At 66.7% G+C, this 25,119-nt stretch carries 34 protein-coding genes and 1 tRNA gene; 23 read left to right on the top strand and 12 right to left on the bottom strand.

Annotated features, from left to right (window positions below; all coding sequences use genetic code 11):
- Nucleotides 1-58: 58 nt before the first annotated feature.
- The 3 genes from HZY97_RS20325 to HZY97_RS20335 are packed head-to-tail and all read right to left on the bottom strand — an operon-like array spanning nucleotide 59 to nucleotide 1,127.
- The gene (locus HZY97_RS20325) at nucleotides 59-433 is read right to left on the bottom strand and encodes a hypothetical protein (protein WP_180147911.1); all 375 of its coding nucleotides are present in this window, start codon (nucleotides 431-433) and stop codon (nucleotides 59-61) included.
- A complete protein-coding gene (locus tag HZY97_RS20330) occupies nucleotides 433-894 on the bottom strand; it encodes a phage regulatory CII family protein (RefSeq protein WP_180147912.1) in 462 nt (153 codons plus the stop codon). Before HZY97_RS20330 ends, HZY97_RS20325 begins: the two co-directional genes overlap by 1 nt.
- The gene (locus HZY97_RS20335; protein ID WP_180147913.1) at nucleotides 891-1,127 is read right to left on the bottom strand and encodes an XRE family transcriptional regulator; all 237 of its coding nucleotides are present in this window, start codon (nucleotides 1,125-1,127) and stop codon (nucleotides 891-893) included. The genes HZY97_RS20330 and HZY97_RS20335 overlap by 4 nt, the downstream gene beginning before the upstream one ends.
- Here HZY97_RS20335 and HZY97_RS20340 point away from each other — a divergent pair.
- From HZY97_RS20340 to HZY97_RS20415, 16 genes are all read left to right on the top strand, one after another.
- Complete coding sequence (locus tag HZY97_RS20340; RefSeq protein ID WP_180147914.1) at nucleotides 1,122-1,925, top strand: LexA family transcriptional regulator; 804 nt, start codon at nucleotides 1,122-1,124, stop codon at nucleotides 1,923-1,925. The genes HZY97_RS20335 and HZY97_RS20340 overlap by 6 nt on opposite strands.
- Nucleotides 1,926-2,237: 312 nt before the next feature.
- Complete coding sequence (locus tag HZY97_RS20345; RefSeq protein WP_180147915.1) at nucleotides 2,238-2,429, top strand: hypothetical protein; 192 nt, start codon at nucleotides 2,238-2,240, stop codon at nucleotides 2,427-2,429.
- Nucleotides 2,429-2,719, top strand: coding sequence for a hypothetical protein (locus HZY97_RS20350; RefSeq protein WP_180147916.1), 291 nt, complete (start codon nucleotides 2,429-2,431; stop codon nucleotides 2,717-2,719). Before HZY97_RS20345 ends, HZY97_RS20350 begins: the two co-directional genes overlap by 1 nt.
- Entirely contained in the window at nucleotides 2,716-3,009 is a 294-nt protein-coding gene (locus HZY97_RS20355; protein WP_180147917.1) for a hypothetical protein, read from the top strand. Before HZY97_RS20350 ends, HZY97_RS20355 begins: the two co-directional genes overlap by 4 nt.
- A complete protein-coding gene (locus HZY97_RS20360; protein ID WP_180147918.1) occupies nucleotides 3,006-3,266 on the top strand; it encodes a hypothetical protein in 261 nt (86 codons plus the stop codon). Before HZY97_RS20355 ends, HZY97_RS20360 begins: the two co-directional genes overlap by 4 nt.
- Nucleotides 3,263-3,631: a hypothetical protein gene (locus HZY97_RS20365; RefSeq protein WP_180147919.1), complete on the top strand. Its 369-nt coding sequence runs from the start codon at nucleotides 3,263-3,265 to the stop codon at nucleotides 3,629-3,631. The genes HZY97_RS20360 and HZY97_RS20365 overlap by 4 nt, the downstream gene beginning before the upstream one ends.
- Nucleotides 3,628-4,008, top strand: coding sequence for a hypothetical protein (locus HZY97_RS20370; RefSeq protein WP_180147920.1), 381 nt, complete (start codon nucleotides 3,628-3,630; stop codon nucleotides 4,006-4,008). Before HZY97_RS20365 ends, HZY97_RS20370 begins: the two co-directional genes overlap by 4 nt.
- 133 nt (nucleotides 4,009-4,141) lie before the next feature.
- On the top strand, nucleotides 4,142-4,711 hold the full coding sequence (locus HZY97_RS20375) for a hypothetical protein (RefSeq protein WP_180147921.1): 570 nt from the start codon (nucleotides 4,142-4,144) through the stop codon (nucleotides 4,709-4,711).
- Between the two features lie 101 nt (nucleotides 4,712-4,812).
- Nucleotides 4,813-5,124, top strand: a complete 312-nt coding sequence (locus HZY97_RS20380) for a hypothetical protein (protein ID WP_180147922.1) — start codon at nucleotides 4,813-4,815, stop codon at nucleotides 5,122-5,124.
- The gene (locus HZY97_RS20385; protein ID WP_180147923.1) at nucleotides 5,121-5,333 is read left to right on the top strand and encodes a hypothetical protein; all 213 of its coding nucleotides are present in this window, start codon (nucleotides 5,121-5,123) and stop codon (nucleotides 5,331-5,333) included. The genes HZY97_RS20380 and HZY97_RS20385 overlap by 4 nt, the downstream gene beginning before the upstream one ends.
- Nucleotides 5,330-5,599, top strand: coding sequence for a hypothetical protein (locus HZY97_RS20390; protein ID WP_180147924.1), 270 nt, complete (start codon nucleotides 5,330-5,332; stop codon nucleotides 5,597-5,599). Before HZY97_RS20385 ends, HZY97_RS20390 begins: the two co-directional genes overlap by 4 nt.
- On the top strand, nucleotides 5,596-6,750 hold the full coding sequence (locus HZY97_RS20395) for a tyrosine-type recombinase/integrase (protein WP_180147925.1): 1,155 nt from the start codon (nucleotides 5,596-5,598) through the stop codon (nucleotides 6,748-6,750). Before HZY97_RS20390 ends, HZY97_RS20395 begins: the two co-directional genes overlap by 4 nt.
- Before the next feature lie 17 nt (nucleotides 6,751-6,767).
- Nucleotides 6,768-6,841, top strand: a tRNA-Gly gene (locus HZY97_RS20400).
- 39 nt (nucleotides 6,842-6,880) lie between these two features.
- Nucleotides 6,881-8,332, top strand: coding sequence for a DUF5597 domain-containing protein (locus HZY97_RS20405; RefSeq protein WP_180147926.1), 1,452 nt, complete (start codon nucleotides 6,881-6,883; stop codon nucleotides 8,330-8,332).
- A gap of 31 nt (nucleotides 8,333-8,363) precedes the next feature.
- Nucleotides 8,364-9,200, top strand: a complete 837-nt coding sequence (locus HZY97_RS20410) for a diacylglycerol kinase family protein (protein ID WP_180147927.1) — start codon at nucleotides 8,364-8,366, stop codon at nucleotides 9,198-9,200.
- The gene (locus tag HZY97_RS20415; protein WP_180147928.1) at nucleotides 9,197-9,943 is read left to right on the top strand and encodes a metallophosphoesterase; all 747 of its coding nucleotides are present in this window, start codon (nucleotides 9,197-9,199) and stop codon (nucleotides 9,941-9,943) included. The genes HZY97_RS20410 and HZY97_RS20415 overlap by 4 nt, the downstream gene beginning before the upstream one ends.
- Nucleotide 9,944: 1 nt before the next feature.
- Here the strand turns inward: HZY97_RS20415 and HZY97_RS20420 are convergent, their stop codons facing one another.
- From HZY97_RS20420 to HZY97_RS20430, 3 genes are all read right to left on the bottom strand, one after another.
- A complete protein-coding gene (locus HZY97_RS20420) occupies nucleotides 9,945-10,325 on the bottom strand; it encodes a VOC family protein (protein ID WP_218943173.1) in 381 nt (126 codons plus the stop codon).
- Nucleotides 10,326-10,406: 81 nt separating this feature from the next.
- The gene (locus HZY97_RS20425) at nucleotides 10,407-11,786 is read right to left on the bottom strand and encodes a DUF1501 domain-containing protein (RefSeq protein ID WP_180148017.1); all 1,380 of its coding nucleotides are present in this window, start codon (nucleotides 11,784-11,786) and stop codon (nucleotides 10,407-10,409) included.
- A 12-nt stretch (nucleotides 11,787-11,798) separates the two neighbouring features.
- Nucleotides 11,799-13,493, bottom strand: a complete 1,695-nt coding sequence (locus tag HZY97_RS20430) for a DUF1800 family protein (protein ID WP_180147929.1) — start codon at nucleotides 13,491-13,493, stop codon at nucleotides 11,799-11,801.
- Between the two features lie 248 nt (nucleotides 13,494-13,741).
- Between HZY97_RS20430 and HZY97_RS20435 the strand changes: the two genes are divergently transcribed.
- The 5 genes from HZY97_RS20435 to HZY97_RS20455 are packed head-to-tail and all read left to right on the top strand — an operon-like array spanning nucleotide 13,742 to nucleotide 17,414.
- On the top strand, nucleotides 13,742-14,302 hold the full coding sequence (locus HZY97_RS20435) for a GbsR/MarR family transcriptional regulator (protein WP_180147930.1): 561 nt from the start codon (nucleotides 13,742-13,744) through the stop codon (nucleotides 14,300-14,302).
- Between the two features lie 31 nt (nucleotides 14,303-14,333).
- Nucleotides 14,334-15,020 (top strand): DUF4166 domain-containing protein, encoded by a 687-nt coding sequence (locus HZY97_RS20440; RefSeq protein ID WP_180147931.1) that lies wholly within the window; start codon nucleotides 14,334-14,336, stop codon nucleotides 15,018-15,020.
- A complete protein-coding gene (locus HZY97_RS20445; RefSeq protein ID WP_180147932.1) occupies nucleotides 15,017-15,415 on the top strand; it encodes a hypothetical protein in 399 nt (132 codons plus the stop codon). Before HZY97_RS20440 ends, HZY97_RS20445 begins: the two co-directional genes overlap by 4 nt.
- Nucleotides 15,412-15,813, top strand: coding sequence for a thiol-disulfide oxidoreductase DCC family protein (locus HZY97_RS20450; RefSeq protein WP_180147933.1), 402 nt, complete (start codon nucleotides 15,412-15,414; stop codon nucleotides 15,811-15,813). Before HZY97_RS20445 ends, HZY97_RS20450 begins: the two co-directional genes overlap by 4 nt.
- Entirely contained in the window at nucleotides 15,810-17,414 is a 1,605-nt protein-coding gene (locus tag HZY97_RS20455; protein WP_180147934.1) for an SDR family oxidoreductase, read from the top strand. The genes HZY97_RS20450 and HZY97_RS20455 overlap by 4 nt, the downstream gene beginning before the upstream one ends.
- Before the next feature lie 230 nt (nucleotides 17,415-17,644).
- On the opposite strand, the gene HZY97_RS20460 is transcribed toward HZY97_RS20455, so the two are convergent.
- The 6 genes from HZY97_RS20460 to HZY97_RS20485 form a co-directional block, all read right to left on the bottom strand.
- Complete coding sequence (locus HZY97_RS20460; RefSeq protein WP_180147935.1) at nucleotides 17,645-18,130, bottom strand: hypothetical protein; 486 nt, start codon at nucleotides 18,128-18,130, stop codon at nucleotides 17,645-17,647.
- An 86-nt stretch (nucleotides 18,131-18,216) separates the two neighbouring features.
- On the bottom strand, nucleotides 18,217-18,774 hold the full coding sequence (gene rpsI, locus HZY97_RS20465; protein ID WP_180147936.1) for a 30S ribosomal protein S9: 558 nt from the start codon (nucleotides 18,772-18,774) through the stop codon (nucleotides 18,217-18,219).
- Nucleotides 18,774-19,253, bottom strand: a complete 480-nt coding sequence (gene rplM / locus HZY97_RS20470; protein ID WP_180147937.1) for a 50S ribosomal protein L13 — start codon at nucleotides 19,251-19,253, stop codon at nucleotides 18,774-18,776. The genes rpsI and rplM overlap by 1 nt, the downstream gene beginning before the upstream one ends.
- 135 nt (nucleotides 19,254-19,388) lie before the next feature.
- On the bottom strand, nucleotides 19,389-20,147 hold the full coding sequence (locus tag HZY97_RS20475) for a hypothetical protein (RefSeq protein WP_180147938.1): 759 nt from the start codon (nucleotides 20,145-20,147) through the stop codon (nucleotides 19,389-19,391).
- Nucleotides 20,147-20,461, bottom strand: coding sequence for a divalent-cation tolerance protein CutA (gene cutA / locus HZY97_RS20480; protein WP_180147939.1), 315 nt, complete (start codon nucleotides 20,459-20,461; stop codon nucleotides 20,147-20,149). Before cutA ends, HZY97_RS20475 begins: the two co-directional genes overlap by 1 nt.
- Complete coding sequence (locus HZY97_RS20485) at nucleotides 20,458-21,486, bottom strand: COX15/CtaA family protein (protein ID WP_180148018.1); 1,029 nt, start codon at nucleotides 21,484-21,486, stop codon at nucleotides 20,458-20,460. Before HZY97_RS20485 ends, cutA begins: the two co-directional genes overlap by 4 nt.
- A 208-nt stretch (nucleotides 21,487-21,694) precedes the next feature.
- On the opposite strand from HZY97_RS20485, the gene HZY97_RS20490 reads away from it, so the two are divergent.
- Entirely contained in the window at nucleotides 21,695-23,404 is a 1,710-nt protein-coding gene (locus HZY97_RS20490; RefSeq protein WP_180147940.1) for an arylsulfatase, read from the top strand.
- Between the two features lie 80 nt (nucleotides 23,405-23,484).
- Entirely contained in the window at nucleotides 23,485-25,026 is a 1,542-nt protein-coding gene (locus HZY97_RS20495; RefSeq protein ID WP_180147941.1) for an amidohydrolase family protein, read from the top strand.
- Nucleotides 25,027-25,119 lie beyond the last annotated feature (93 nt).

Here is a 25,119-nt window from a genome sequence, read left to right on the forward strand (position 1 = left end):
CCGGGATCGCTCCCGCCGCTGGCCGCGTCGTCGATGGTGACGGTCCCCCCGAACATGGTCAGGCGAGCCTCGGAAGGGGCTCGCTGGGCAACGGCCTGCGGAAGCGCGAAGCGTCGCGCTGGGCCGTGCGCCCTGGCATGGGCATGCGCCAGCCGCTCGGCTTGCGCTCGGACGGCTTGTCGCCCCAGCGCAATGCGGTCGGCTGATAGAAGTCGTTGGCCCGGACAGCGCCGTCGCTCCACCGCTCGATCTTCGCGCCCTCAGAGCGGCTCGGGGTTAGCGAGCCGCCGAGCAGGCGATCGACTGCGTTGATGCCGATCAGCAGCTCCAGCTCGCGGATCGCGTTGCCGGGGATCGGGCGCGTGCCGATTTCCCAGGCAAGCCGGTGTGCGCCATCATTTGGCACGCGGGCGATCAGGTACATCAGGGACATCAGCGCACCTCCGCGAGCGCTGCGCGCCCGATCTGGATCAATCTGGAAATGACGGCGTCATGGGCTTCGAGCGTCGGCAGCAGGCGCCGCCATTCGACCAGGTCGATGCCACCCGGCGCCGCTTCGATCAGCGCAGAAGCGCAGAGCGCGGCACCGCTCGCCGCCGCAAGCGCGTCCGGCACGGTGTCGTGCACGTCCGGCACCAAAGCGTGCTGAATGTCCGCGAAGATCGCGTTCGCCACGCGCGGCCCATCGGCCTGCGTCAGGCGCAGCAGCTCGTGCACGGTCATCTGGTGGCTGGGATCATCGGCGTTCAGCCGATGGCGCACGGTGCCTTCACCGCAGCCCATGGCATCGCCCATGTCGCCGTTGGACCAGTCGTTCCGGGTTTTCGCGTCAGCGAGTGCGCCGGCGGTCACCCGCTTCGTACGGGAATGCGTGATCAGGCCGCACTTCGTCATGACAGTGCGGCCTGTGCCGTCGTAACGGTATCGGCATGAACGGAGCCGAGATCATAGAAGTCGTTCGCGGTGACCTCGCCACGCGTGGCCAGGACGATGCGCGGCATCGTCTCGCGATCCGGAATCCTCTCGCCCGATGCGTAGCGCTGTACGGCCTGCGCCGTGCGCTCGATCTTCGCCCCGAACTCGGGGAAATTGATCTCTTCGCGCTTGAGCCAATCGCGTAAATGCATTCCGACCTCCAACAACACCATAATGGTGTCGCCGGATTGGTGGTGTCAACACCAATTTGGCGGGTGGCCTCAAATCACCGTATTGGTGTTAATGCCGGAGTGGACGCTCCGAACAATCTTGCTGCCCTACGCGAAGAGAAGGGCTGGTCGCGACCCAAGCTGGCCGAGCTGATGAACACCAGCCCTCAGCAGGTCGAGCGCCTGGAAAAGGGGCAGCGCAAGCTAACCCAAGACTGGATGATCCGCGCCGGTGAGGCGCTCGGGGTGGACCCGAGCGATATTATGGGCGGCACCAGCGCGCGCGTGAAATCCGATGCTCAGACATTCCGATACGAGGGCTCTTCGGCTGATCGCCCGCATGAGGATCTGCCGATTTACGGCACCGTCCTCGGCGCGCCGAAGTTCTTCGAAGGCGAAGCGATCGAGCAGACGACCCTCAATAGCGGAGACGTCGTCGGCTATTTGAAACGTCCGCCGCTGCTCAATGGCCGTGGCGATGTGTACGGGCTCTATGTGGTCAGCAACTCGATGTGGCCAGTCTACCCCGAGGGCTCAACGATCGTCGCCGAGGGCAAGCGGCCCGCACGCATCGGCGACGACGTAGTCGCCTACCTCCGGCCCGAGAACGAGGAAGACGATGGCGAGCGCGCCCGCGCCGTAATCGTCAAGCGGCTCGTCCGACGCACCGCCGAATATTACGAGTTCGAGCAGTTCAACCCAGCCATCACATTCCGCCTGCCCCGCTCCATGGTACTCCGGATCGATCGCGTTTTGACCTTCGCCGATCTACTGAGCTAACCGCAACACCATATTGGTGTTGACACCACCGACACCAATATGGTGTTACTCGCCTCCGAACTGAACGGAGGCAGCAATGGCCAGGCGCAAACTCTCCAAACTAACACTGCGCGTCCGCGCAGCTGACGATCCCACTTGGGAGCTAGGCTGTCGCAACGATGCTGCCGACTTCGACGCAGGCTGGGCCGCGCGGCAGTCCAACACGGACGCCGCCGTGATCCCGTACATGTCTCGACGGGGGTGGCTAGCCGGATGGCTTGCGGCAGACGCGGCCTGGAACGCTAGGCATCAGGTGACGTCGGGGGTCTTCCGGTGACCGGCCGCCGCTTCCGCGATCATCGCGCCGTCCACATCGAGGCCGATCGCCGTCGTCCGTTCGCCGTGGTCAACCCGCGCGCGCCCGAGGTGGCCAGGCGCTCGGCCAGCCGCGCATGCCTGATGATGCTGCTCGGCCTGATCGTCGGCGCCCTCATCACGTGGGCTCTCACCGGGAGAGTCTGCTGATGAAAGGCAAGATCCAGTTCTGCAAACGGCGCGGCTGCGAAGCCACCCGCCTGCGCAAGCAGTTCGTCTGCTCGCCGTGCTGGGGCGAGATCCCGGCCGCAGACCGCCACCGTTACATGCGCGCCCGCCGCAATGGCCTGACCCAGATCGCCAGCTCGATCCGGAGCGAGATCATGCGCGCCCTCGGCCGCAAGCTGGCCACCGCGAACCCGCCGGCCGCCAACCCCGACACCTTCACCAACATCGCGCGCCTCACCGGCGACCGCGACGCAATGGAGCCTGCAGAATGACGATCACCGTGATCCATGGCCCTCAGGCCAGCGGCAAGACTTTCCACGCCGAGCGTTTCCGCAAGCATTTCGGATGCCGCGACGTTGTCGATGGCTGGCGCCCCGGCTCGGACTTGTCCGATCACAGTGAGCCCGTTGTACTGCGGAACGGCGACCTGCTGCTCACCAATGCCAATCCCGACGCCGTGATGAAGCGGTTCGGCGACCGCGGTGTTCGCCTGATCCCTATCGAGCAGGCCCGGCGGATGATCGGCGTCGGCCCCGTGCCGAAGCGGAGGCAACGGCGATGAACGACACACCCGAATTCCGGCGTCTGTGTCAGGTCGCCGCCTCTCAGGCCGCGAACGCGACGGCAGAGCTGATGCAGGCAGGCTTAGAGGGGCCGCTACATCACCGCACCCTCTGGAACGACGAGCCGATCGAGAAGCTCGCGGACGCGCTCAAGCTGGCGCTCGAAGCCTCGATCAAGGCCGGGCAGGCCTTGGACGATGATGCCGATCATCTGCTCTACGCCTGCCGTCGTTTTGTCGCGGGGTGGGCGGGATGAAGCTCACGAGCGAGCAGATCGAATGGGCTTGCGCCAAGCGCGAGACGGGATGGTCGACCACGGCCATCGCCGCCCGACTGGGTGTCTCGTCCGGCGCGATCAACTACCAGTGCCTCAAGCACGGTGCCGTGTCGCCCCGGCAGCGGCGCACCGACACGCCGCAGGAGCGCACGGTCTACACCGGCCGCGACGGGCGCACGTTCCGCACCTTCACGCCTGACGAGGATGAACAGCTCATGGCGTTCGCCCATGAGGGGCGGAAGATCGGTGAGATCGCCCTGCTCATGAAGCGCGGGCGCACGTCGATCCGTATGCGCATCATGCTTCTTGAGCTGCGCGAAGATCTGCCGGTGGCGCAGGCATGACCTTGCAGCTCGATCTCTTCGCCCGCCAGTTCACGCCCGCAATGCGTGAGCCCGTCCAACCGCACGGCCGCGTGCTCCAGAGCGCCCCGGATGAAATGCTCTCGCTTGCGCACCCCAAGATGGCCTGGCGGTGGGCTGAGATCGAACTTCACCAGCATGTCGACGGGCGGTGGATGTGGTCAACGTCATTCAACACGAATGGCGGCGGAAGCGGTTATCGCGTCGGCGAGAAGTGGGGTCACTTCGCCGCCTCGCGGGACGACGCGCTCCACTACGCAATCGAGGAGATGCGCGAGCATCTCGGCCGCCGACACCTGCAAGCCGAGGAACGCAAGTCGGTGCGCTTGATCCTCGAATGGCTGGAGACGCTCCAGTGAGCGCCCAGCTCGATCTCTTCCGGCCCTGCGCAACCGTGGCGGAGATCCAGCGCGCCGTTCGCGAGGGGCGAGCAGACGCGACCAAACGATGCACCTGCTCCGTGCCTTGCTGGTGGCCGCGAAAGGGTGCGGCATGATCCTCAGCGCCTCCCCCAACGCGCCGGCCGATCCGGATGCCGGTAAGCCCGCCATGCGCCATGACTGGCACGGCCTCGCGGCCGCCGCCGAGCGGCTGCTCGCCGATCGCTTCAAGAGCGACCCGGCGAGCGTCGAGGCCGGGCGGATGACCATGCTGGAGGCGCAGAACCGCCAGCTCACGATGCGCGATCTTGCATCGATCTGGCGGGCGGTGGTTCGCAGAGAGCCTATGCCCGAGCTGGCAGTGAGCCATGCCGCAACCCGCGCGGACCTCGAAGCCGCCGCCGCCGCCTGGGCGAAGATCGCCAAGGGCCGCCCCGATGACCAGGGCTGCGCGGATCTCGCGGCGCTGGTCGCGGCGCTGGCCTGGCATCACCAGCCCATGACGCCTGCGGGAACGCCCGCGATCGTGCTGCTCCACATCTCGAACCAGCACACCCGCGCACTGGCCGCCAACCGCCCCGCCAAGCCGGCCACGATGCCGATCCCCACGCCCGCACCTGCGCCACAGCGCGGCACCACTCGGCCCAAGGCCGCGCCGCAGCAACAGAAGGGGCTTTTCTGATGAACGACGCCCCCTTGGACCAAGGCGGCTCTCAGAAGCGCCACAACCGGCTTCCCGGCCAAAACGTGGGCGGATGGGCGCCGCGCCATTGCCCGGAGTGTATGAAGCTCTTCGAGCCCAAGGTCGCCAATCAGCTCTTCTGCTGCCCCAAGCACAATAGCGCGTGGCACGATCGATCGAAGAAGCGGGGTGTGGTGCTGATCCCGCTTGTGATTACCGCGCGCGTCACCCGGAACGGCACACAGGGCAAGCCCGAAGCACGCGAGGCTGGCCGTCGCGCCAGCAACCGCGCCAACCAGCTGATGCGCGAGTATCGCGACGATGATCGAGCGGCCAACGAAGGTCGTGGCCGCATGGAGTGGACTGAATACACTCTCTGGCGGATCAAGCTCGGCCTGGATCTGAACATATGAATGCGCAGGCCAAAAAGCCGAGGGTACGCTACCCGACAGACGCGAAGATCCGCGCTCTCGCGCCCACGCTCGTCAGCGTCGCACGTGAGCTGGGCCTTGACGTGGGCGGGATCGAGGTCTCCCCTGATGGCTCCATCCGCGTGATTGAGTCGCGCGCGGCGCCGGCGGCGCCCACGAATGCCTTCGACAAGTATCAGGACGAGCTATGAGCAAATCTCCGATCGAGCGCGCGGCAAGGGCGCTCTGCACATTGGCCGGCCACCCCGAGAACATCACGTTTGAGGGGCGGCCGATGTGGGAGAGCTTTCTCCCTGAGGTTCGCAGCGTAGTCTTAGCGATCCGCGATACGAGCCCCGCGATGCTTGAGGCTGGAGCGACCGCAATCGTGCAATGCCAGGAGCAGGGCGAACCCGAGATAGCGGCAGATGGTTGCTGGCGCGATATGATCGACGCGATGCTCGCGGAGGCGCAATGAGCGTCCAGTTCATCAAGTCCGCCCGCAAGGGCAAGCCGGTCACGTGGTATATCTACGCATTCCGAGGCGGGCCGCTGATCCGCAAGGTGGAGAGCCCGCGCAAGCCGAAGCTCACGTCTTCCGATCATGCGGCCGTCGCGGCGGCCTTGGTCGACGACACCGCGATCAACCCGAGCACCTTCCGGTGGATCATCCGCAAGTGCTGCCCGGTCAATCCCGCGAAGGCAGAGACCGAGGGCAGCCCGGAATGGAACGCGCTGGCCGACAGCACGAAATATGTCTGGCGCCGGCACGTTGACGCGATTGAGACCAAGTGGGGCAAGTTTCCGCCCGCGATCTGGGACGATCCGCGAATGATCGCCAAGGTCGTAGCTTGGCGCGACACTATGAAGAACACGCCGCGAACGGCGGACATTGCCGTGCAGGTGCTGGTCTTTCTACTCGATTACGCGCGCCTGCACGCCCACGTGAAGCTTAACGTCGCCCGCAACGTGCCCAGCCTCTACAAGGGCGCCGACCGCGCCGAGATTATCTGGATACCGGAGGACTTCGAGAAGTTCGCAGCTTCCGCGAAGAAGGATGGCCGCAACCGCCAAGCCCTCATTGACGGGCTCAGCCTGGCAGCGGTCACCGGCCTACGCCGGGAAGATCTGATTACGCTCACTTGGGACCAGATCGGCGAGTTCGCCATCGTGAAGAAAGCGCTCAAGATGAGCCGCCGTAAGCGCCGTCGCGTCGTGATCCCGCAGACGCCCCAGCTGGAAGCGGTGCTGGCCGAGCTGCGGGCGCGACCGCGCGCCGAAGGGGTGAACACCGTGCTAGTGAACAACCATGGCAAGCCATGGTCGCTCGACGGCTTCGGAAGTGGCTTCAGCCAGATCAAGCGCGAGGCGGGTATTGTGCACGTCGACGACGAGGGCAACGAACGCCCGAAGCACCTTCACGATGTACGCGGCACTTTCTGCACGATGTTGCTCACCGAATGGGACTGCACGGACGAGGAAGCGGCCGACATCATGGGGTGGTCGCCGGCTCGCGTCGGCCAAATTCGCAAGGTCTATGTTGACCAAAAGGCCGTAGTCGTGGCACTGGGCGCTCGCATCGCTGCAAAACAGTTTGCAAAACAAGCTGGTGGCGACGCAGGAACCTGAAGCAATATCAGTTACTTGCGGGTATGGTGAAATGGTATCACAGGAGCTTCCCAAGCTTCTAGCGCGGGTTCGATTCCCGCTACCCGCTCCAACTTCCCAAGCGCGATTAAATCAGACTATTGTCGCAGCCATGCTCCGCTGGCTCTCCGCGCTCGCCCTTTTCCTCGCCACGCCGGCCTTTGGCCAGACGCCGCATCTCGAAGGCGGGCGGCTGATCGTCGACGGCAAGCCGTTCCTGATCCGCGGGGGCGAGCTGGGCAATTCGTCCGCCACCGACCGCGCCTGGCTGGCGCCGCACTGGCAGCGGCTGAAGGCGCTCCGTCTCAACACGGTGCTGGCGCCCGTCGCCTGGGAGGCGATCGAACCGGAGGAAGGGAAGTTCGACTTCTCGAGCCTCGACTGGCTGGTCGAGGATGCCCGTGCGCATGACATGCGGCTGGTGCTTTTGTGGTTCGGCAGCTGGAAGAACAGCATGTCCACCTATGCCCCCGCCTGGGTGAAGCGCGACGGCAAGCGGTTCCTGCGCTCGACGGACAAGGACGGGCAGCCGCAGGACATCCTCTCAGTGTTCGGCAAGGCAACGTTGGACGCCGATGCGCGCGCGTTCGCAGCGGTGATGAAGCATCTCAAGGCGATCGACGGCGACAAGCACACCGTGCTGATGGTGCAGGTCGAGAACGAAATAGGCTACCTGCCGACCGCGCGTGAGCATGGGGCGTTGGCCGATGCTGCCTTCACCAAATGGAAGGGCGGCGAAGAGGCTTTCACCGCGCATCACTATGCGCGCTGGGCCAATGCCGTCGCAGAGGCGGGGAAGCGCGAATACAGGCTGCCGATGTACGTCAACGGTGCGCAGGGTCGGCCGGGCAAGCTGCCGGGTGACTATCCGAGCGGCGGGCCGCTCGCGCATCTGATGCGGGAGTGGAAGGACGCAGGCCCGGCGATCGACATGCTCTCGCCCGATATCTACTTCCCGAACTTCGCTGGCATCGCCGATGGCTATGTGGTGCCCGGCAATGTGCTGTTCGTGCCCGAGGCCAATCAGGCGGGCGACCCGCGCGCGCCGGCCAATGCGATGCGGGTGATCGGCAAGCATGGCGCGATCGGGTTCAGCCCGTTCGCGATCGAGAATATCGCCGACAAGGATCGGCTGGGCGGCTTCTATGCGATGCTCGAGCAACTGACCCCGGCGCTGTTCGCCGCAAAGGCACGCGACGGCTTCTCGCCGGTCGTGAGCTTCGAGGGCGTGGTCGATAGCAGCTCGCAAATGGCGACGCTGGGCGGCTACAAGCTGACCGTGAACTTCGTTGATCCCTGGACGCCGAAGGACAAGCAGGAGCCGGCCGAGCATGGCGGGATTATTCTGTGGCTGGGCGGCGAGGACTATCTGGTCGCGGGCAGCGGGATCACGGTGACCTTCGAGCCGCGGGTGGGCCTGGATAGCGTCGAGGAAGGGAGCTTTGTCGACGGCAAATGGGTCGCGGGGCGCAGGCTCAATGGCGACGAGACGCACCAGGGCCGTCACGTCCGCCTGCCGCCGGGGCAGTTCGGTATCCAGAAGGTTCGGCTCTACCGCTATTGAGCCAAATCGATGCTGAGGCGTTACGAACCGGATGGAGAAACTCTGGTTCATTACCAACCCCGGCTCGGGATCGACCAACAAGGCCAAGTGCGACGCGCTCGAAGCCGTGTTCGAGGAGCGCGGGCTAAGCCTTGTCGGGCGCACCGAATTTCCGGCGGAGGAGATCCCCAAGGGCGCCGCGCTCACGCGCAAGAAGGTCGACACGGTGGTGCTGTTCGCCGGCGACGGGACGATCAACGCGGCGCTCTCGGCGCTGGCGACCTGGAAGGGCAGCTTCCTGATCCTGCCCGGCGGCACGATGAACCTGCTCGCCAAGAAGCTGCACGCCACGCTCGATCCCAAGGAGATCATCCATCTCGCGCAGGATGAAGAGACGCGGATCGCGCTTCCCTATGTGAAAGCCGGCGAGCATCGCGGCTTTGTCGGGCTGATCCTGGGGCCGGCGACTGCCTGGTTCCGGGCGCGGGAAGCGGCGCGCAAGGGGGCGATCAAGAAGCTGTTCGTCGCCGCGCACGTCGCATGGAACCGCACTTTCGGTGGCAGCGGCATTCGGATCGACGGCGTGCCGGGGCTCAAGCAACGCTACCAGGCGGTGTTCGTCCGGCCCGAGGAAGGCGAGCTGCACGTTGCGGCGGTGGATGCGCGCGACTGGGGTTCGATCGTCCAATTGGGCTGGGAATCGCTGACCGGCGACTGGGTCGCCGCACGCGCGGTGAGCGAGAGCCTGACCGACAGGCTGAGCGCGAAAGGGAACAAGCCGGTGCTCGCGCTGTTCGATGGCGAGCCGGTGTCGCTAGATCCCGGCCGTGCGATCGAGGCGGGCATGAGCCGCAAGGCCTTTATCGCGACGCGCGAGGATCTGGGATGACACGCCTCTTCCATGTCAGCGACGTCCATTTCGGGCGCGAGGACCGTGCCGCGGTCGACTGGTTCGGCGCGCGGGTGAAGGAAGAGCAGCCCGATGCCGTGATCATGACTGGCGACCTGACGATGCAGGCACGGGCGAAGGAGTTCAGCGCGGCCGCCAAATGGCTGCAGGGGCTGGGCCGGCCGGTGACGGTGGAGGTCGGCAATCACGATCTGCCGTACTTCAATTTGTGGGCGCGCTTCGTGACGCCATACAAGCGCTACCGCGCGCTCGAGACGATGATCGAGAAGCCGCTCGACGTGAAGGGCGTGGCGGTGGTGCCGCTCAAGACCACGGCGCGCTTCCAGTGGCGGCTCAACTGGTCGAAGGGCTATGTGAGCACGCGCGCGCTCCAGGAATCGCTCGCGCTGGTCGAGGCAGTGCCGACAGGCGACCTGGTGTTCGTCGCCTGCCACCATCCGCTGGTCGAAGGCGGCACGCGGATGACCTCCGAGACGCATCGCGGGCCCGAGGCGCTGGGCGCGCTGGCGCAGGCGGGCGCGCATGCGGTGCTGACAGGCCATGTCCACGACCCGTTCGATGTCGAGAAGCAGGTCGGCGGGCGGACGGTGCGGCTGATCGGGGCGGGGACACTCTCCGAGCGGGTGCGCGCACAGCCGCCGTCGTTCAACGAGATCACCGTCGAGGGCGCGAGCTTCTCCACCAAAGCGCGCTTCATGGGCGAGGGAAGCGTGGCGCTCTAGGCTAGCGCTTCGAGATGTCCTGCCCGAACACCAGCAGATTGCCGTCCGGCGCCACCACCATCAGCTCGCGCTGGCCGTACATCTGGTCAACCGGGCCGTAGATGTCGCCATCGTTGAGGAGCGACGCCTTGGGTTTCAGCTCCTCGCACACCGCGTCGACATCCTCGACATCGATATAATAGCAGAAGCGGCGGTTGCCTGGGGGGGCGCCATCGTCGCCGATATTCTCGAGCAGGCGGAAAGCGGCGGCCTCGCGCTGGACATAGACATAGTTGGAGGTGCGGAAATAGAGCGTGAAGCCCAGCACCTCGGTGAAGAACCACACGGCCTTCTCGATGTCCGGCACATGCATGAACGGCGTGATGCGATAGAGATTGGCCATTATTCGCCTCCCCGAAAGGCGGGCGCCATTACCCGGGTGGAACGATAGCGCAATCCGGATACGGGGTTAAGCGCCGAGCAACTAGGTTCGGAACAGTCCCAGTGGCGCGCGCCCGGCGGTGCTCCAAGTCGACCAGTTGGGGAAGACATAGGGCATGTCGGCATCGCTGACGCCGTGCCAGCGGGCGATCGCGCCGATATATTCTTCCTGCGCGACGGCGGGGACGAAGCGGCCCTCGCTGCTCACATCGGTCGCGCCGCCGAGCACCGGATCCGGATAGGCGCCGAAGATGCCGCCGGGGGTCACGTTGCCGCCCATTACGAGATGATTGCCGCCCCAGGCATGGTCGGTGCCATTCTGGGCGTTGCCGCGATAGGTCCGGCCGAAGTCGCTCATCGTGAAGCTGGTGACGTTCTCCGCCATGCCGATCGACTGCATCGCGCGGTGGAAACCGGCCAGCGCCATGGCGAGATCGCCGAGCAGATTGGCGTGGGTGCCGGTATCGTTGTTGCCGCCATTGGTCTGGCCGGAGTGGTTGTCGAACCCGCCCTGGCTGACGAAGAAGGTCTGGCGTCCGTGGCCGAGCGAGCCGCGCGCATCGATCATGCGGGCGACGCGCATCAGCTGGCGGGCCACGTCGCTGGTAAGCGCGGCGCCGGTGGTCGGATTGACGAAATAGCCGTCGAGCGCGCTGGCCGCCGAGATGATCCCGTTGGCGGTGGTCGCCTGGTTGTAGCTGGCGTTGATGTCGCGTGCGCTCGCCTCCGCCACATCGCCGAGGCCGGTGGCCGAGGAGAAAGCGGTCAGCGCGCTGTTCTTGGCGTTGTTGGCGGCGTTCGAGGTGTTCGAATAGCCCGAGCGCGACAGCGTGCCGGTGGAGGGCAGGACAAGCGCCGAGCTGGTCTTGCCGATCACCGCCAGGTTCGAGCCGGCGATCGAGATCATCGACGGGATGCTGCTCACCCCCATCTTGTCGGTGAGGCGGCCCATGAAGCCGTCGGTCGCGAAATCGCGGGCGCGCATGCCCTGCCAGTGCGACTGCTCGTCCGAATGGCTGAGCAGGTTCATCGGGCGCAGATCGGCGCGCGACTGGTAGGTCGCCTTGGTCAGCGGCGCATAGAGCGTGCCGGCGTTGAGCACGAGGCCCAGGCTGCCCTCGTCCCAGATCGGGCGGAGCGCGGCCATTGCCGGGTGGAGCGCATAGGCTGCGCCGGTGAGCGACGTGAGCCGGCTCGCCGCGATGCCCACGGTGCCGCGCGACGCCAGATACTGGGCGTGCCGGGCGTCGGTGGGGATCACCATGTTCCAGCTGTCATTGCCGCCGAACAGGAACACGCCGACCATCGCGCGGTAGCTGCCGCTCGGTGCGGCCATCGCCGTGGTGCGGCCGAGTTGGCCGATCGCCGCCATGGCGCCGGCGCCGGCGGTGACCTTCATGAAGTCGCGTCGGGAGAAAGTCATCGGTCCGGCTCCTCAGCGGTCGACCAGGAACATCGGGCTCGAAGCCGCGACATAGAGCATCATCTGGGCGCGGCGGCGCGCCTGGATATTGGCATCGGCATTGGTGATGGGCGTGGCTGCCGCCTTGAGCGCGTCCTTCTGCGCCTGGCTCAGCGTGTTCGCGAACAAGTTCAGGTCGATCCGCGCGATCATGGCGTCGAGGTCGGTGCCATAGGCTTCCCAGGTCGCCCAGAGCGGCTGGGTGAGCGAGGACATTGGCAGGCCGGAATCGAGCGCATATTCGCTGCGATTGGCGTCGCCCGAGACGGTCCAGTCATAGACGAAATTATGCCAGCGCAGCACGTTGGAGGTATTGAGCAGCTTCGAGACCGGACTCTTCAGCGTGGTCGAACCGGGCAGCGGGAAGTCGTCGGGATAGAAGTTGAACACCGAAGGCGCACGGAAGACGGGCTGGCCGAGGCTGGTGTCGCGGGTCTGGAAGACATAACCGTCGGTCGCGAAGCCGATCGTGCGGGCGAGCGACGTCATCAGCAGCACCGGCTCCTTGAGCTTGCCGCTGGACGAAGTGGGGCCCGAGCGCGCCTCGCTGTCGAGCAGGATCGCGCGGATCACGGCCTTCATGTCGCCGCGCTTGCCGCTGCCATTGTCGGCGAACACCGCAGCGACGCGGCCGATATAGGCGGGGCTCGGGTTCGCCGTGACGAGGTGGACGATCATGTGGCGCGCGACGAAGGGCGCGGTCGATGGATTGTTGAACGCGGCATCGACCACGGCGGCGACGCTGGCATCCTGCGAGGCGCCGGCGGCGACGGTGGTGCCGAGGAAACTCTTCTGCGTGGTGTCGTAGCGCGCCGACACCTGGATCATCGGCTTCGAATAATCGCGGGCATTGCCATCGGTGATCGCCGCGCCGCCGACCCGAGCATAGGTCCAGCCGGTAAGCGCCTTGGCGACGCCCTTGATATCGTCAGTGCCGTAGTTGGGGATGGCCGCGCCGGCGCCGTCGCGCTTCAGGCTGCCGTCCATGTTGAGCTGGTCCGGGCCCATCGAGAAGAGCTGGAGCAGTTCACGGGCATAATTCTCCGACGGACCCGACTTGTTGCTGTCGGCCATGTCGAGATAGTCGCCCATATAGCCGCTCATCGTCACCTGCTGGAGGATGTCGCGGTAATTGCCGAAGGCGTTGGCGAGCAGGATCTGATTGAAATAGGCGATTCCGGCGGTCGAGTTCACCTCGGCCTCCGAGGCGACGACCATCTGGCCGAGCGCGAAGGCGGTGCGCTGGCGCAGCTGGTCCGAGCCGGCGATCGCGTTGGCGTAGAAGCGCATCGCGACGGGCGTGCGGCTGAAATGAGCGCGGTTGCAGATCGTGTCGGTGCTCACGCAGAAATCGCGGCGCACTTCCGTCGTGAGGTCGGCATAGCTGCTGGAGGAAGTGGCGAGTTGCTCGTCGACCCAGGCCGTGGCGCCGATCGATTTGATCCGGGAGATCAGATCGGTGGTGGCGCCGAAACTGGCCTGCTTCGCCAGACGCGCTGCATCGCCGTCGGTGAACACCACCGGCGTGGGCGTGGGCGTGGGGCTGGGCGCGGCGACCACGCCGCCGCCGCTCGAAGTCGAACCGCCGCCTCCGCCGCTGTCACAGCCCGCGAGCGCGAGCAGACCAAGCGCCGCGCTCAGCACGGCCAGTTTGCGTTGCTGGAACACCCTGTAATCCCCCGGCCGTCGCGGAACCGCCGCAACCTGCATGTCTCTGAATAATTTAGAGGGGAAAGTCGGGCAACCTGCAGAAATACCTAAGGAAATCTTCATCGCGATTGCGCCGGGCGCACACGCCGCAGCCCAGGCCGCTAGTTGCGCTACCGCAACGGCGCATCCGGCGGCGAGCTGCGCGATATGCGCGACGGGATGCGATGCGCATTGACATCCACGCAATCGCGTCTCATATTTCTGTTATGACAGAAATTACGGACAACGCTGTTCAGCTACCGATTTCGGTACAGCAGTTCGTGCTGCACTGGGGTGAGATGGGCGGGCAATGGGGGGTGAACCGCTCGGTCGCCCAGATCCATGCGCTGCTCTACCTCTCCGATCGCCCTCTCAACGCCGAGGAGATCAGTGACACGCTACGCATCGCGCGGAGCAATACGTCGAACAGCCTCAAGGAACTGCTCGGCTGGAAGCTGATCCGCCGGGTGCCGGTGCTGGGCGACCGGCGCGACCACTATGAGGCCGAGGTCGACCTGATGCAGATGCTCACCCGCATCGCGCAGGGGCGCAAGGAGCGCGAGATCGACCCCGCTGTGGCGGCGCTGCGTGTCTGCACCGAAGAGGCGCGGCGCGATGCGCGCATCTCGGACACGGCGCGCGGGCGGATCGAGGCGATGCAGGATTTCGTCGTGACGATCGACGATTGGTACCAGCAGATGATGAGCGTGCCCCCGGGCCGGCTGATGACGCTGATCCGGCTCGGCAAGCGGATCCTCGCCTTCCTGCCCAAGGGCAAGGCGGAATAGCGGCCGTTCGAGCCGCGGAAAGGACGGTCGCATGGCAACGGCAATCGGATATGCGCCGGGCGCGCTGGCCCGCTATGCCGGGTGGCACCGCGTCGCCGCGCCCTGTCGAGACGATGGCGACAGCCCGTTCGCCAGGCTGCTTGGTGAGCGCTGGCTGTTCCTTCCGCCCGCCACGCGCCGCCGCTTCCTGCGCAAGATCGAGGCGGGGGCCTGTGTTTCCTATCTCGGCGAAGTCGCCGAGTGCCGGATGAGCCGGCCGGGCCGCGTGCTGGCGCAGGCAGCCCGGCTGATCGGCGCACCGCTGCCGCTTGGGACCGATATCGGCGTGTCGGCGAGCGTGAGCGTCACAGCGGATGCGGACGGGCAGGGCCAGTACTGGACGCGGCAATATGGCCGTGCACAGGGTTTTCCACAGGTTATCCACAGCGCCAAGCGCTTCGCCGGGCGGACAGGGATCGAGGAATATCTGGGGCTTGGCGTCGGGATCGCATTGCGGCTGGAAGAAGCGGGCGGGGCGCTGCTGTTCGTCAGCGATCATTACTTCCTGAAGCTAGGTCGCTGGCGGCTGGAACTGCCGGGCTGGGCGATGCCGGGGGCGTTGACGGTGGGGCATATGGACATTGGCGGCGGGCGGTTCGTGTTCAGCCTTGACCTTGTCCACCCGATGCTCGGCGAACTGGTCCACCAGCTCTGCGTGTTCGCGGATCCGGCGGAATGAGCGCCTCGACCGCGCTCGCCGGCGTCGTTGCCGTGCTGGTCTCCGCCGCGATTGGCGCGCTGGCGTTCGGACTGTGGATCAATGTGGCGGACGTGCTGGCGCTTGGGTTGCTCTGGATCCTCCTCGCGACGCCCGTTGCACTTGCGCATTGCGTCTTCATCGCCGCGCCGCTCTATGCCGTGCTGATCGAGCGCTGGCCGCTCCGGTGGTGGAATGCCGGGCTAGTCGGTTTCGGTATCGGCGCGATCCCGATTCCGTTCTGGGTCGCGACGACCGGAGCAAACCCGTTCGACTTACTGATGACGACGCTCTGGTTCGGGGTCTCCGGCCTGGCCGGTGGGTTGGCTTTCCGTGCGGTGCGTGGGCCGGGGCCTGCGGGAGGGCCGGCCGAATGAGCGGGCCCGGCCCCATCATCCTGTTCGACGGTATCTGCGTGCTGTGCACTGCCAATGCGCAATTCGTGCTGCGGCATGACCGGCGCGGGCATTTCCGGCTCGCTTCGGTGCAGAGCGAGGCGGGGCAGGCGCTTTGCGGGCGCTTCGGCATCGATCCGGACAATCCCGACACGATGCTGGTGATCGAGGACGAACAGGCGCGGCGGGACAGCGATGCGGTGCTGGCGATCGCCGGGGGGCTGGGCTGGCCGTGGCGGGCGCTCGGTGTGCTGCGTGTCATCCCGCAGGCCTGGCGCGATGCGCTTTACCGCCGCGTGGCGCGCAATCGTTACCGGTTGTTCGGCAAGCGCGAGACTTGCTGGGTGCCGAGCGCCGAGCAACGGGCGCGGATCCTGTGAGCCGGATCCTGATCATCGGCGGCTATGGCGGGTTTGGCGCGCGGCTGAGCCGGCGACTGCTTGATGGCGGCCACAAGGTGCTGGTCACGGGCCGGAGCCATGCCAAGGCAGCGGTATTTTGCGCGGCGCATCCCGGGGCAGAGCCGATCGTCGCGGATCGCAGCAACGGCATCGGCATGGTGCTGGCACGCGAGCGGCCGGAGCTGGTGATCGACGCGGCCGGGCCGTTCCAGGGCAGCGGCTATACCGTGCCCGAAGCCTGTATCGCGATGCGCATCCCCTATCTCGACCTGGCGGACTCGCGCGATTTCGTCGCCGGGATCGGCGCGCTGAACAAGGGCGCCGCGGTGGGAGTGCCGATCGTCAGCGGCGCCTCGAGCGTGCCGGCGTTGTCCGGCACAGTGGTGCGGCAGCTGGCGGAGGGGCTGGCGCGCGTGGAGCGGGTCGATATCGCGATCAGCGCCTCGAACCGCGCGGTGGGGGGGCCGTCGGTGGCTTCGGCGATCCTCTCTTATGTCGGCAAGCCGGTGCGGGTGTGGCGCGGGCAGCGCTGGACGCAGGCGACGGGCTGGCAGGCGTTGCGGCGCGAGCGCTTGGCGATTGCCGACATGGCGCCGCTGCGCCGCTGGATCGCGCTCGCCGAAGTGCCCGACCTGAGCCTGATGCCCGATGCACTGCCTGGCCGCCCGGCGGTTACCTTTCGCGCCGGCACCGAGCTGGGCTTCCAGATGCTCGCGCTGTGGCTTCTCAGCTGGCCGGTGCGTTGGGGGTGGATCAAGTCGCTCCGCGGCGCGGCGCCATGGCTGCACAAGCTCCAGCGGATCACCGCCCAAGCGGGAAGCGACCGCTCGGCGATGTCGGTCACACTGTTCGGATCGGGTGTCGAACGCCGCTGGACGCTGATCGCGGACAAGGGCGACGGGCCCGAAATCCCGACGCTCGCCGCGCAGCTGCTCGCCGAGGATATTCTGGCCGGACGAGTGCACCCGGGCGCGCAGGATGCCAGCGGGCTGCTGACGCTCTCGCGCTTTGAGCCGCTCTTTGCCGCCCTGGCGATCCGCCATGACATCGAGGAGCGGCCCGCCACGCCGCTCTATGCCCGGGCGATGGGCGCGCGGTTCGACGCCTTGCCGCCCGCGGTCCGCGCGATGCACGACTTTTCCGGCGATGCCGGCGCAGCAGGGGAAGGCGAAGTCCGCCGGGGCAGGGGATTGGCCTGGCTGCTCGGACGGGTGATGGGCTTTCCGCCGGCCGGCAGCTATCCGGTGCATGTCGCCTTCGCCGCGCAGGGCGAGAAGGAGCGCTGGACGCGTGACTTTGGCGGCCATGTCTTTTCCAGCGAGATGAGTCAGGCGGGGCAGGGTGTCGCCGAGCGCTTCGGTCCGCTGAACTTCGCCTTCGACCTGGCCGCAACCGATGCGGGGCTCGAGATGGTGCTGCGCCGCTGGACTGCGTTCGGCGTGCCGATGCCGCGCTGGCTCGGCCCGCGCATCCTCGGGCGCGAGTGGCAGGAGGGGGAGCGTTTCTGCTTTGAGGTTGGCGTTGGCCTGCCGCTGCTTGGCGATGTCGTGCACTATACCGGCTGGCTGGTGCGCCTCTAGCTTTCCAACACCGCGACGTGCCGCGACTCGCCAAAGTACATGAAGTCCACGCCAAGACCCGGTTTACGCAGCGCTTGGGTTGACTCGATTCGGGGAAACGCTGCGCGTCTCGCAACATCCTTGCGCGAGCGCGATCCTATCTTTCCAACAGCGTCAAAGAGCGGCCGGGCAGGGCGCCGGCGCGGAAAGCCAAGCAGGCGAAATCCTACATTGCAAGCGCCGCAATCAGGCTAGCGCAGCCAGCGTGCCATCTGCGGATAGACGGGTAGGCCGAGTTTTTCCGCCTGGTGCGGTTCGGCGGCCATGCCGTAATATTGCAGCATGGGCGGGCCCGGCCCGCGGCCATTGTCAAAGGCCACCGCCAGCGCCTCGCTGCCGCCCAGATAGCCATCGGCATGGAATAGCATGCGCGTGTCGAGCCCGATCGCGCGGGCGGCGGCATAGGACCAGGCGATCGCCGCCATTTCCTCGCCGGGATCGCTCTCCACTTCGCATAGCGTCGGCCGGCGGGCGGGATCAGTGCAGGCAATATGCCCCGCTTCATGCAGCAGGTCGCCGGGATAGAAGCGTTGCGCCGGGTCGAGCACCAGCCCGCCGTCACGCACCGCGATGCCCGGCAGGAAGCTGTCGCCCGTGATCGCGCCCCGCGCCACCGGAATGCCGATCTCGCCCAGAAAGGCGAGGATACGGATCGTGTCGGGGTGGTCGAGCGCCATGGCGCGAAGCTAGCGGGCGGGCGCACAAACGAAAAGGGCGGCCCGTTGCCGGACCGCCCCAATTCGTTGGCAGTTGCCGAGAGCGCTTAGCGCTTCGAGAACTGGAAGCTACGACGGGCCTTCGCCTTGCCGTACTTCTTACGCTCGACCGTACGGCTGTCGCGGGTCAGGAACCCGGCTGCCTTGACCGGCGAACGCAGGATCGGCTCGTACTTGGTCAGCGCCTGGCTGATGCCATGCTTGACCGCGCCGGCCTGGCCCGAAAGGCCGCCGCCCTTGACGGTGGCGATCACGTCATACTGACCTTCGCGCTCGGTGATGCCGAACACCTGGTTGATGACGAGACGCAGCGTCGGACGTGCGAAATAGATTTCCTGGTCACGACCGTTGATCGTGATCTTGCCCGTGCCCGGCTTCAGCCAGACGCGTGCAACGGCGTCCTTACGACGGCCGGTCGCATAGGCGCGGCCGAACTTGTCGAGCTCCTGCTGGCGCAGGACGGCGGGGGTCGAAGGCTCGTTGATCTGGCCGGCCAGATAGGCGTCAGCCTGGGTCTCGGCCGAAGCCTGCGCCTCGGCTGCGACGGCCTGCTCGCCGGCGGCGATGTTGCCGAGATCGGAAAGGGACTGGCGGTTGTCGGACATTATGCGCCCACCTTGTTCTTGCGGCTCATGCCGGCGATATCGAGGACCTCGGGGTTCTGAGCTTCGTGCGGATGCTCCGAACCGCCGTAGATGCGCAGGTTGCGCATCTGCTCACGGCCGAGCGGGCCGCGCGGGATCATGCGCTCGATAGCCTTTTCAAGCACGCGCTCCGGGAAACGACCCTCGAGCACCTTGCCCGCGGTGATCCCCTTGATGCCGCCTGCGTAGCCGGTGTGCTTGTAGTACACCTTCTGCGCCAGCTTCTTGCCGGTGAAACGGATCTTGTCCGCGTTGATCACGATGACATTGTCACCGCAGTCCACGTGCGGGGTGAAGCTCGTCTTGTGCTTGCCGCGCAGGACGTTGGCGATCACGACGGCAGCGCGGCCGACGATCAGGCCGTCGGCATCGACGATATGCCACTTCTTCTCCACCTCGGCCGGCTTTGCCGACTTGGTGGTCTTCATCAGCGCCTTCATTGGGCGAGACCTTTCAAGTATGAAACGCGAGCGCGCCACCCTCTCGGGCAGCGCGGTTGATGGCCCCTCTGACGATTCGCTGGTGAAAAGTCAAGAAATGCGTGGGTTTGCTGACGGGTATCTGGATACCAGGTGTCAGCGAGCCACCGGTTCGACCGTGATAACGGTGGTGCTCAGCTTCTCCAGCCCGGCTGCGCGGATCCGTATCGTCCTGCTCGTGCGGGCGATCAGGCCGGTGCGGGGATCGAGCTCGGTGACTTGCTCGAGTGTCGCCGTGTCGGACGCGGCATTGGTGGTGCTGCGGAGCAGGCCGCCGGGCAATGGCGCCACGGTACGCATGCCGTCCAGCGCCGCGCCGCCGCCATAGGCCGAGCTGGCGGGCAGATGGACGGGCGCGGTGCCCGGGGCCACGGGCTCCTCGACGATTATTACGGAGACGAGCGAGGCGAACATCGCGCGCTGCTTTTCGACCGGCAGTGCGCGGAGCGGCGTGGCGATGCGGGCAGCGAGCCGGGCTCGATCGGCCGGCGCGAGGACGCGGCGCTCGGCCGCGACTTCGGCGACGCGCGTGCAATAGCGTTCCCACAGCGTTGGCAGCTCGTCGATCCCGGTCACGGCGCCGCTGCTGTCGAGGTGGAAGGTGATCGGCGTGCCGATCAGCGCGGCATAGCCGGCCTCATAGAGCGCCCCGCTGCCGTCGGGCGTGTCGCCGGTGGCGGCGCGCAGCGTCACGGTGGCGCGGTAGCCGGTGCCGTCCTGGAAGAAGCGAAGATCGCGTTCGAGGCGGAAGCCGCGCGCGCCGTCATGGCGCTCGCTGACCACGCGGAGCGGCGTGTCGAGCGGTGGGGCGAAGCTGACCGCGCTTGCCTGAAGGACAATCGCGGCGAGCAGCATCAGCGCGTCTCGCTTTCCACCCAGGCGCCGGCCGCGGCGCTGGCGGTCGCGGTCCAGCTCTCGATCACGGGCAACTCATAGGGATGGAGCGCGGCGATCCGCTCGCGCAGCCGGGTGGCGAGCATCGGGCGGGTCTTGAACAGCACCGGCACTTCCTCGGCGCGCTCGAGGTTGCCGTGCCAGAGGTAGAGCGAGGTGCACGGCGCCAGGATGTTGGCGCAGGCCGCGAGGCGCTCGGCAAGGAGGGTCTCGGCCACGCGCTCGGCATCGGCGCGGGTGGCGAAGGTGACGTAGAAGAGCGCGAGTTCGCTCAAGCGCGGCGGCTGCCGGCGGCGTGCGCGCCCCAAACGGTCGCCATCACGACCAGCGCGCCGGTAAGCTGGTGGAGCGCGGCGAGCCAGATCGGCACGCCGGTCATCACCGTCGCGATACCGAGCAATATCTGGGTGCCGAAGGCGGCGTGGATCGCGATCGAGGCGGGGCGGTTCGCCGCGCGGACCTTGCGGGCGAGGACGATCAGCCCGGCCACCGCGACCCATGCCCACCAGCGGTGGATGAAATGGACCACGGCCGGATCGGAGAAGAGCGTATGGCCGAGCGTCTGCCCCGCCTGGCTGACCCCGGGGAAGAAACGCCCGTTCATCAGCGGCCATTGGTCCGTCACTAGCCCGGCGCGCAGCCCGGCGACGAGCGCGCCGTAGAAGAGCTGGACGAAGAGCAGGGCCAGCACGCCCGCGCCCAGACCGGTCAGCCGGGCAGGCTGCGGGCGCGAATTGCGGTTGAGCGCGAGCAGGTCGAGCGCGGTCCAGACGATGCCGCCCAGCGTGAACAGCGCGGTGAGCAGATGCGCGGCGAGCCAGAAATGATCGACCGAGGTGCGCACGGTGTTCAGCCCCGACTTCACCATCCACCAGCCGAGCGCGCCCTGGAGACCGCCCAAGGCGAGCAGCGCGATCAGCCGCCAGCCATAGCCTTTCGGGATCGCCCGACGGATCGCGAACCAGATCAGCGGCAGCGCGAAGGCCAGGCCGATCACCCGGCCGAGCAGCCGGTGGAGATATTCCCAGAAGAAGATGTTCTTGAACTCGGCCAGGCTCATGCCGCGGTTGAGCTGCTGATATTGGCCGATCTGCTGATAGTGCGCGAACTCGGCCTGCCACTGCGCGTCATTGAGCGGCGGGATCGCGCCGGTGAGCGGCTTCCACTGCGTGATCGAGAGGCCCGACTCGGTAAGCCGCGTGATGCCGCCGATCACCACCATCAGCACGATCAGTGCCGCCACGAAGAACAGCCAATGGGCAAGGGCGCGGGGGCGGGCGGAGGCGGGGAGCGAGGTCATCTGGAGCACGGGCGGAGGTTTAGTGCCGATGCGCGGCCAAGGCGAGTCCCGCCCCTGCCGGATTTGACCGCCGGCAAATCGCGCCCGCTGCGACAGGTTGCGACAACTATGGTATTGATATGATAATTTACCGGTGTAGCTTTGGGCTGCGCGCCTGCACCGGGGAGGGTCTCGGCGACGTTCGACACCAGAGAGAGGGACCCTCGCCATGAAACCTGCGCATATTCGCCGCCTGCTCACCCGCGCCTGTGGCGCCGCGCTCGCCGTCGCCGCGACCGCCTTGCCGCTCCAGAGCGGCGCCCAGACCGCGGCCAAGCCGCAGCCCACCCGCCCCAACGTGATCGTGATTCTGCTCGACGATGTCGGCTTCTCCGACATCGGCGCGTTCGGGAGCGAGATCCCGACGCCCAATATCGATGCCTTGGCCAAGGGCGGGCTGAGCTTCACCCAGTTCTACAACAACGCCCGCTGCAGCCCGTCCCGCGCCGCGCTGATGACCGGGACCTATCCGCACCAGGCGGGGCTGGGACATCTCGAGGGCGTCGACATTCCGGGGGCGCAGGGCCTGCGGAGCAAGCTGCTCGACCGCGTCGTCACGCTGGCCGAGGTTGCGAAGTCGGCGGGCTACTACACCGCGATGGCGGGCAAGTGGCACATGGGCATCTCGCACGATGTCGGCCCGTGGAATCGCGGCTTCGACCATTCGCTGACCTCGCCGTTCGGCGAGCTCTATTTCCCCGACCAACCCCAGCCGCTCGCGCAGAATGTCTATATCGACGGCGAAAAAGTGCCGGCCAACTCGCCGCGCGTGGGCAGCGGCGAATGGTATTCGTCCGACCTCTATGTCGACTGGCAGACCAAGTTCTTCAAACAGGCCGAGGCCGAGCACAAACCCTTCTTCCTCTACATGCCCTTCACCGCCGCGCACTTCCCGCTGATGGCGCCCCCCGAGGACGTCGCGAAGTTCAAGGGCAAGTATCTGCGCGGCTGGGAGGCGGTACGCCGCGAGCGGTTCGCAAAGCAGAAGAAGCTGGGCATCATCCCCGCCGACGCCGAGCTGCCGCCCGCGCTGTCGGGCAGCTATGACTGGGACAAGCTGACTGCGGCGGACAAGGACCGGTTCGACACGATGATGGCGGTCTATGCCGCGGTGATCAGCCGGGTCGACCGCGCGATCGGCACGTTGGTCGAGCGGCTCAAGGCGTCGGGCGAGCTCGACAACACGCTGATCCTGTTCATGCAGGACAATGGCGGCAACGGCGAAAGCGGCCCGGACGGCCGGCTGAACGGCAAGGGCACGCCGGGCAGCGCGCAATCGGTGGTGTGGGCCGGAATGAACTGGGCGACGCTCGAGAACACGCCCTTCCAGTATTTCAAACATTATACCGAGGAAGGCGGCATCTCGACGCCGCTGATCGCCTATTGGCCCAAGGGCATCGGCGCGAAGCAGCGCGGCACGCTGGTCACCGCGCCGGGCCATCTGATCGACGTCATGCCGACGTTGGTTGATGTCAGCGGTGCCAGCTATCCGAAGAGCTTCAACGGCAATGCGATCCTCCCGATGCAGGGCCGGTCGATGATGCCGGCGTTCAGCGGTCAGCCGCTCACCCGCGACAAGCCGATCTTCTGGGAGCATGAGGGCAACCGCGCGGTGCGTGACGGGCAGTGGAAGCTGGTCGCGCGGTTTGAGCAGCCCTGGCAGCTGTTCGACATGAACAAGGACCGCGCCGAGATGCACGACCTCGCCGCCGCCCAGCCGGACCGGGTGAAGAAGATGGCGCAGCAATATGATGCCTGGGCCGCGAGCAGCTTCGTCGACCCGTGGCGCGAGGAATATGACAAGAACAGCAAGGGCCGGCAGCGCCAGAACTGGGGTGGCTTCGAGCCGGTGGAGCGGGCCTATGCGCAGAAGCCATGAGGCTATGCAGCCTTAGCGATTCGCCTGCGCCGGGCTTGCGCGCATAGTCCCGCCCAACAGGAACGACAGGGGAAAGCGGGATGCGCCAGCGTTTTACACGGCGACAGGCGATCGGCGGCGCAGTGGCGGCGGGCGGGCTGGCGAGCCTGCCGGGCCTCTCCGCGCTGGCGGCCGAGCCGACGACGCTGTTCCGCGAAGTGCGGCTTGTCGACGGGACGGGGGCGCCGCCGCGGCTGGCCAATGTGCTGGTCGCCGGCGACCGCATCGTCTCGGTGAGCGCGCCCACGGGCAAGGGGGACGCCGCCCGCGTCGTCGCGGGCGAGGGGCGCGTGCTGGCGCCGGGCTTTATCGACATGCACAGCCATGGCGATCCGCTGGAGGACAGTTACGAGGCGTTCCTGGCGATGGGCGTCACCACGATCACGCTCGGCCAGGATGGCAGCGGGCCGCGGCTCGGCAAGGAGCTCGATCCGCGCAGCTGGATGGCCGCGGTCGACCGCGCGGAGATCGACATCAACGTCGCTTTGCTCGCCAGCCATGGCACGCTGCGCCGCGCCGCCGGGGTGCCGGATTCGGTGCGCAAGCCTGATGCCGCCGGGCTGGCGCGGATGGCGGCGCAGCTCGACAGCGAGCTCAAGGCGGGCGCGTTCGGGCTGTCCTATGGGCTGGAATATGTGCCGGGCATCTATTCCGAGACGGCGGAGCTGACCAACCTCGGCAAGGTGGTAGCCCGCTACGGCGGCGTGGTGATGAGCCATATGCGCTCGGAGAATGACGAGGACATCCAGGCCTCGATCGACGAGCTGATCGCCTCGTCGCTGCCGGCGCGGCCGCATATCTCGCATCTGAAAGTGGTGTTCGGGAAAGGCGAGGCGCGGGCGCGCGCGCTGCTCGCCTTCCTCGCCGAGAAGCGCCGCCAAGGGATCGACCTGACCGCCGACCAATATCCGTACGAGGCGGGCTATACCGGCATTGCGATCCTCTTTCCCAAATGGGCGCTGCCGCCGACCGACTATGCCAAGGTGGTGGCCGAGCGCCGGCAGGAGCTGCGCGACTATCTGGTCCAGCGGATGACGCGGCGCGGGGGTCCGGAAGCGCTGCTGATCGGCACCAAACCCTATGCCGGCAAGACGCTGGCCCAAGCGGCTGCGGAGGCCGGGATGGAATATCCCGACTTCCTGATCAAGATCGGCCCGCAGAGTGGTTCGGGCGCGCATTTCACCCAGGACAAGGCGCTGCAGGACATATTGCTCGTCGATCCGCACGTCGCCTTCTCGACCGATGGCGGGCCGGACATGCGCCACCCGCGCGCGACCGGCACCTATGCCAAGCTGGTCGAGGAATATGTGGTGCGGGACAAGAAGCTCAGCATCGAGGAGATGGTGCGCAAGGGCACGGGCTATCCCGCCCATATCCTGCGGCTGGGCGATCGCGGGCTGGTGCGCGCGGGGATGAAGGCGGATCTGATCCTGTTCGACCCGGCCAGGGTGAAGGCGCGCTCGACCTATGTCGATCCGTTCGCCAAGGCCGAGGGCTTCGACCTGGTGATGGTGGGCGGCAAGCCGGCTTATGAGAGCGGTGTGCGGGTGGGGAAGAGCGGGAAATTGCTGCGGGCGCGGTAACGCAACGCTCACTGCTCCCCCGGCGAAAGCCCGGGGGCCAGGGTTTCTCTGCCGTATCGCTCTGTTACCCTGGGCCCCGGCTTTCGCCGGGGA

The organism is Sphingomonas sp. R-74633, from assembly GCF_013416555.1.
In the GTDB taxonomy this organism is placed as follows: Bacteria; Pseudomonadota; Alphaproteobacteria; order Sphingomonadales; family Sphingomonadaceae; genus Sphingomonas.

Coding starts and splice junctions, on each gene's coding strand:
- HZY97_RS20325 (WP_180147911.1), bottom strand. CDS start 433: ATGTCCCTGATGTACCTGATCGCCCGCGTGCCAAATGATGGCGCACAC.
- HZY97_RS20330 (WP_180147912.1), bottom strand. CDS start 894: ATGACGAAGTGCGGCCTGATCACGCATTCCCGTACGAAGCGGGTGACC.
- HZY97_RS20340 (WP_180147914.1), top strand. CDS start 1,122: ATGCATTCCGACCTCCAACAACACCATAATGGTGTCGCCGGATTGGTG.
- HZY97_RS20335 (WP_180147913.1), bottom strand. CDS start 1,127: ATGCATTTACGCGATTGGCTCAAGCGCGAAGAGATCAATTTCCCCGAG.
- HZY97_RS20350 (WP_180147916.1), top strand. CDS start 2,429: ATGAAAGGCAAGATCCAGTTCTGCAAACGGCGCGGCTGCGAAGCCACC.
- HZY97_RS20355 (WP_180147917.1), top strand. CDS start 2,716: ATGACGATCACCGTGATCCATGGCCCTCAGGCCAGCGGCAAGACTTTC.
- HZY97_RS20360 (WP_180147918.1), top strand. CDS start 3,006: ATGAACGACACACCCGAATTCCGGCGTCTGTGTCAGGTCGCCGCCTCT.
- HZY97_RS20365 (WP_180147919.1), top strand. CDS start 3,263: ATGAAGCTCACGAGCGAGCAGATCGAATGGGCTTGCGCCAAGCGCGAG.
- HZY97_RS20370 (WP_180147920.1), top strand. CDS start 3,628: ATGACCTTGCAGCTCGATCTCTTCGCCCGCCAGTTCACGCCCGCAATG.
- HZY97_RS20375 (WP_180147921.1), top strand. CDS start 4,142: ATGATCCTCAGCGCCTCCCCCAACGCGCCGGCCGATCCGGATGCCGGT.
- HZY97_RS20380 (WP_180147922.1), top strand. CDS start 4,813: ATGAAGCTCTTCGAGCCCAAGGTCGCCAATCAGCTCTTCTGCTGCCCC.
- HZY97_RS20385 (WP_180147923.1), top strand. CDS start 5,121: ATGAATGCGCAGGCCAAAAAGCCGAGGGTACGCTACCCGACAGACGCG.
- HZY97_RS20390 (WP_180147924.1), top strand. CDS start 5,330: ATGAGCAAATCTCCGATCGAGCGCGCGGCAAGGGCGCTCTGCACATTG.
- HZY97_RS20395 (WP_180147925.1), top strand. CDS start 5,596: ATGAGCGTCCAGTTCATCAAGTCCGCCCGCAAGGGCAAGCCGGTCACG.
- HZY97_RS20405 (WP_180147926.1), top strand. CDS start 6,881: ATGCTCCGCTGGCTCTCCGCGCTCGCCCTTTTCCTCGCCACGCCGGCC.
- HZY97_RS20410 (WP_180147927.1), top strand. CDS start 8,364: ATGGAGAAACTCTGGTTCATTACCAACCCCGGCTCGGGATCGACCAAC.
- HZY97_RS20415 (WP_180147928.1), top strand. CDS start 9,197: ATGACACGCCTCTTCCATGTCAGCGACGTCCATTTCGGGCGCGAGGAC.
- HZY97_RS20420 (WP_218943173.1), bottom strand. CDS start 10,325: ATGGCCAATCTCTATCGCATCACGCCGTTCATGCATGTGCCGGACATC.
- HZY97_RS20425 (WP_180148017.1), bottom strand. CDS start 11,786: ATGACTTTCTCCCGACGCGACTTCATGAAGGTCACCGCCGGCGCCGGC.
- HZY97_RS20435 (WP_180147930.1), top strand. CDS start 13,742: ATGACAGAAATTACGGACAACGCTGTTCAGCTACCGATTTCGGTACAG.
- HZY97_RS20440 (WP_180147931.1), top strand. CDS start 14,334: ATGGCAACGGCAATCGGATATGCGCCGGGCGCGCTGGCCCGCTATGCC.
- HZY97_RS20445 (WP_180147932.1), top strand. CDS start 15,017: ATGAGCGCCTCGACCGCGCTCGCCGGCGTCGTTGCCGTGCTGGTCTCC.
- HZY97_RS20450 (WP_180147933.1), top strand. CDS start 15,412: ATGAGCGGGCCCGGCCCCATCATCCTGTTCGACGGTATCTGCGTGCTG.
- HZY97_RS20460 (WP_180147935.1), bottom strand. CDS start 18,130: ATGGCGCTCGACCACCCCGACACGATCCGTATCCTCGCCTTTCTGGGC.
- rpsI (WP_180147936.1), bottom strand. CDS start 18,774: ATGTCCGACAACCGCCAGTCCCTTTCCGATCTCGGCAACATCGCCGCC.
- rplM (WP_180147937.1), bottom strand. CDS start 19,253: ATGAAGGCGCTGATGAAGACCACCAAGTCGGCAAAGCCGGCCGAGGTG.
- HZY97_RS20475 (WP_180147938.1), bottom strand. CDS start 20,147: ATGCTGCTCGCCGCGATTGTCCTTCAGGCAAGCGCGGTCAGCTTCGCC.
- HZY97_RS20485 (WP_180148018.1), bottom strand. CDS start 21,486: ATGACCTCGCTCCCCGCCTCCGCCCGCCCCCGCGCCCTTGCCCATTGG.
- HZY97_RS20490 (WP_180147940.1), top strand. CDS start 21,695: ATGAAACCTGCGCATATTCGCCGCCTGCTCACCCGCGCCTGTGGCGCC.
- HZY97_RS20495 (WP_180147941.1), top strand. CDS start 23,485: ATGCGCCAGCGTTTTACACGGCGACAGGCGATCGGCGGCGCAGTGGCG.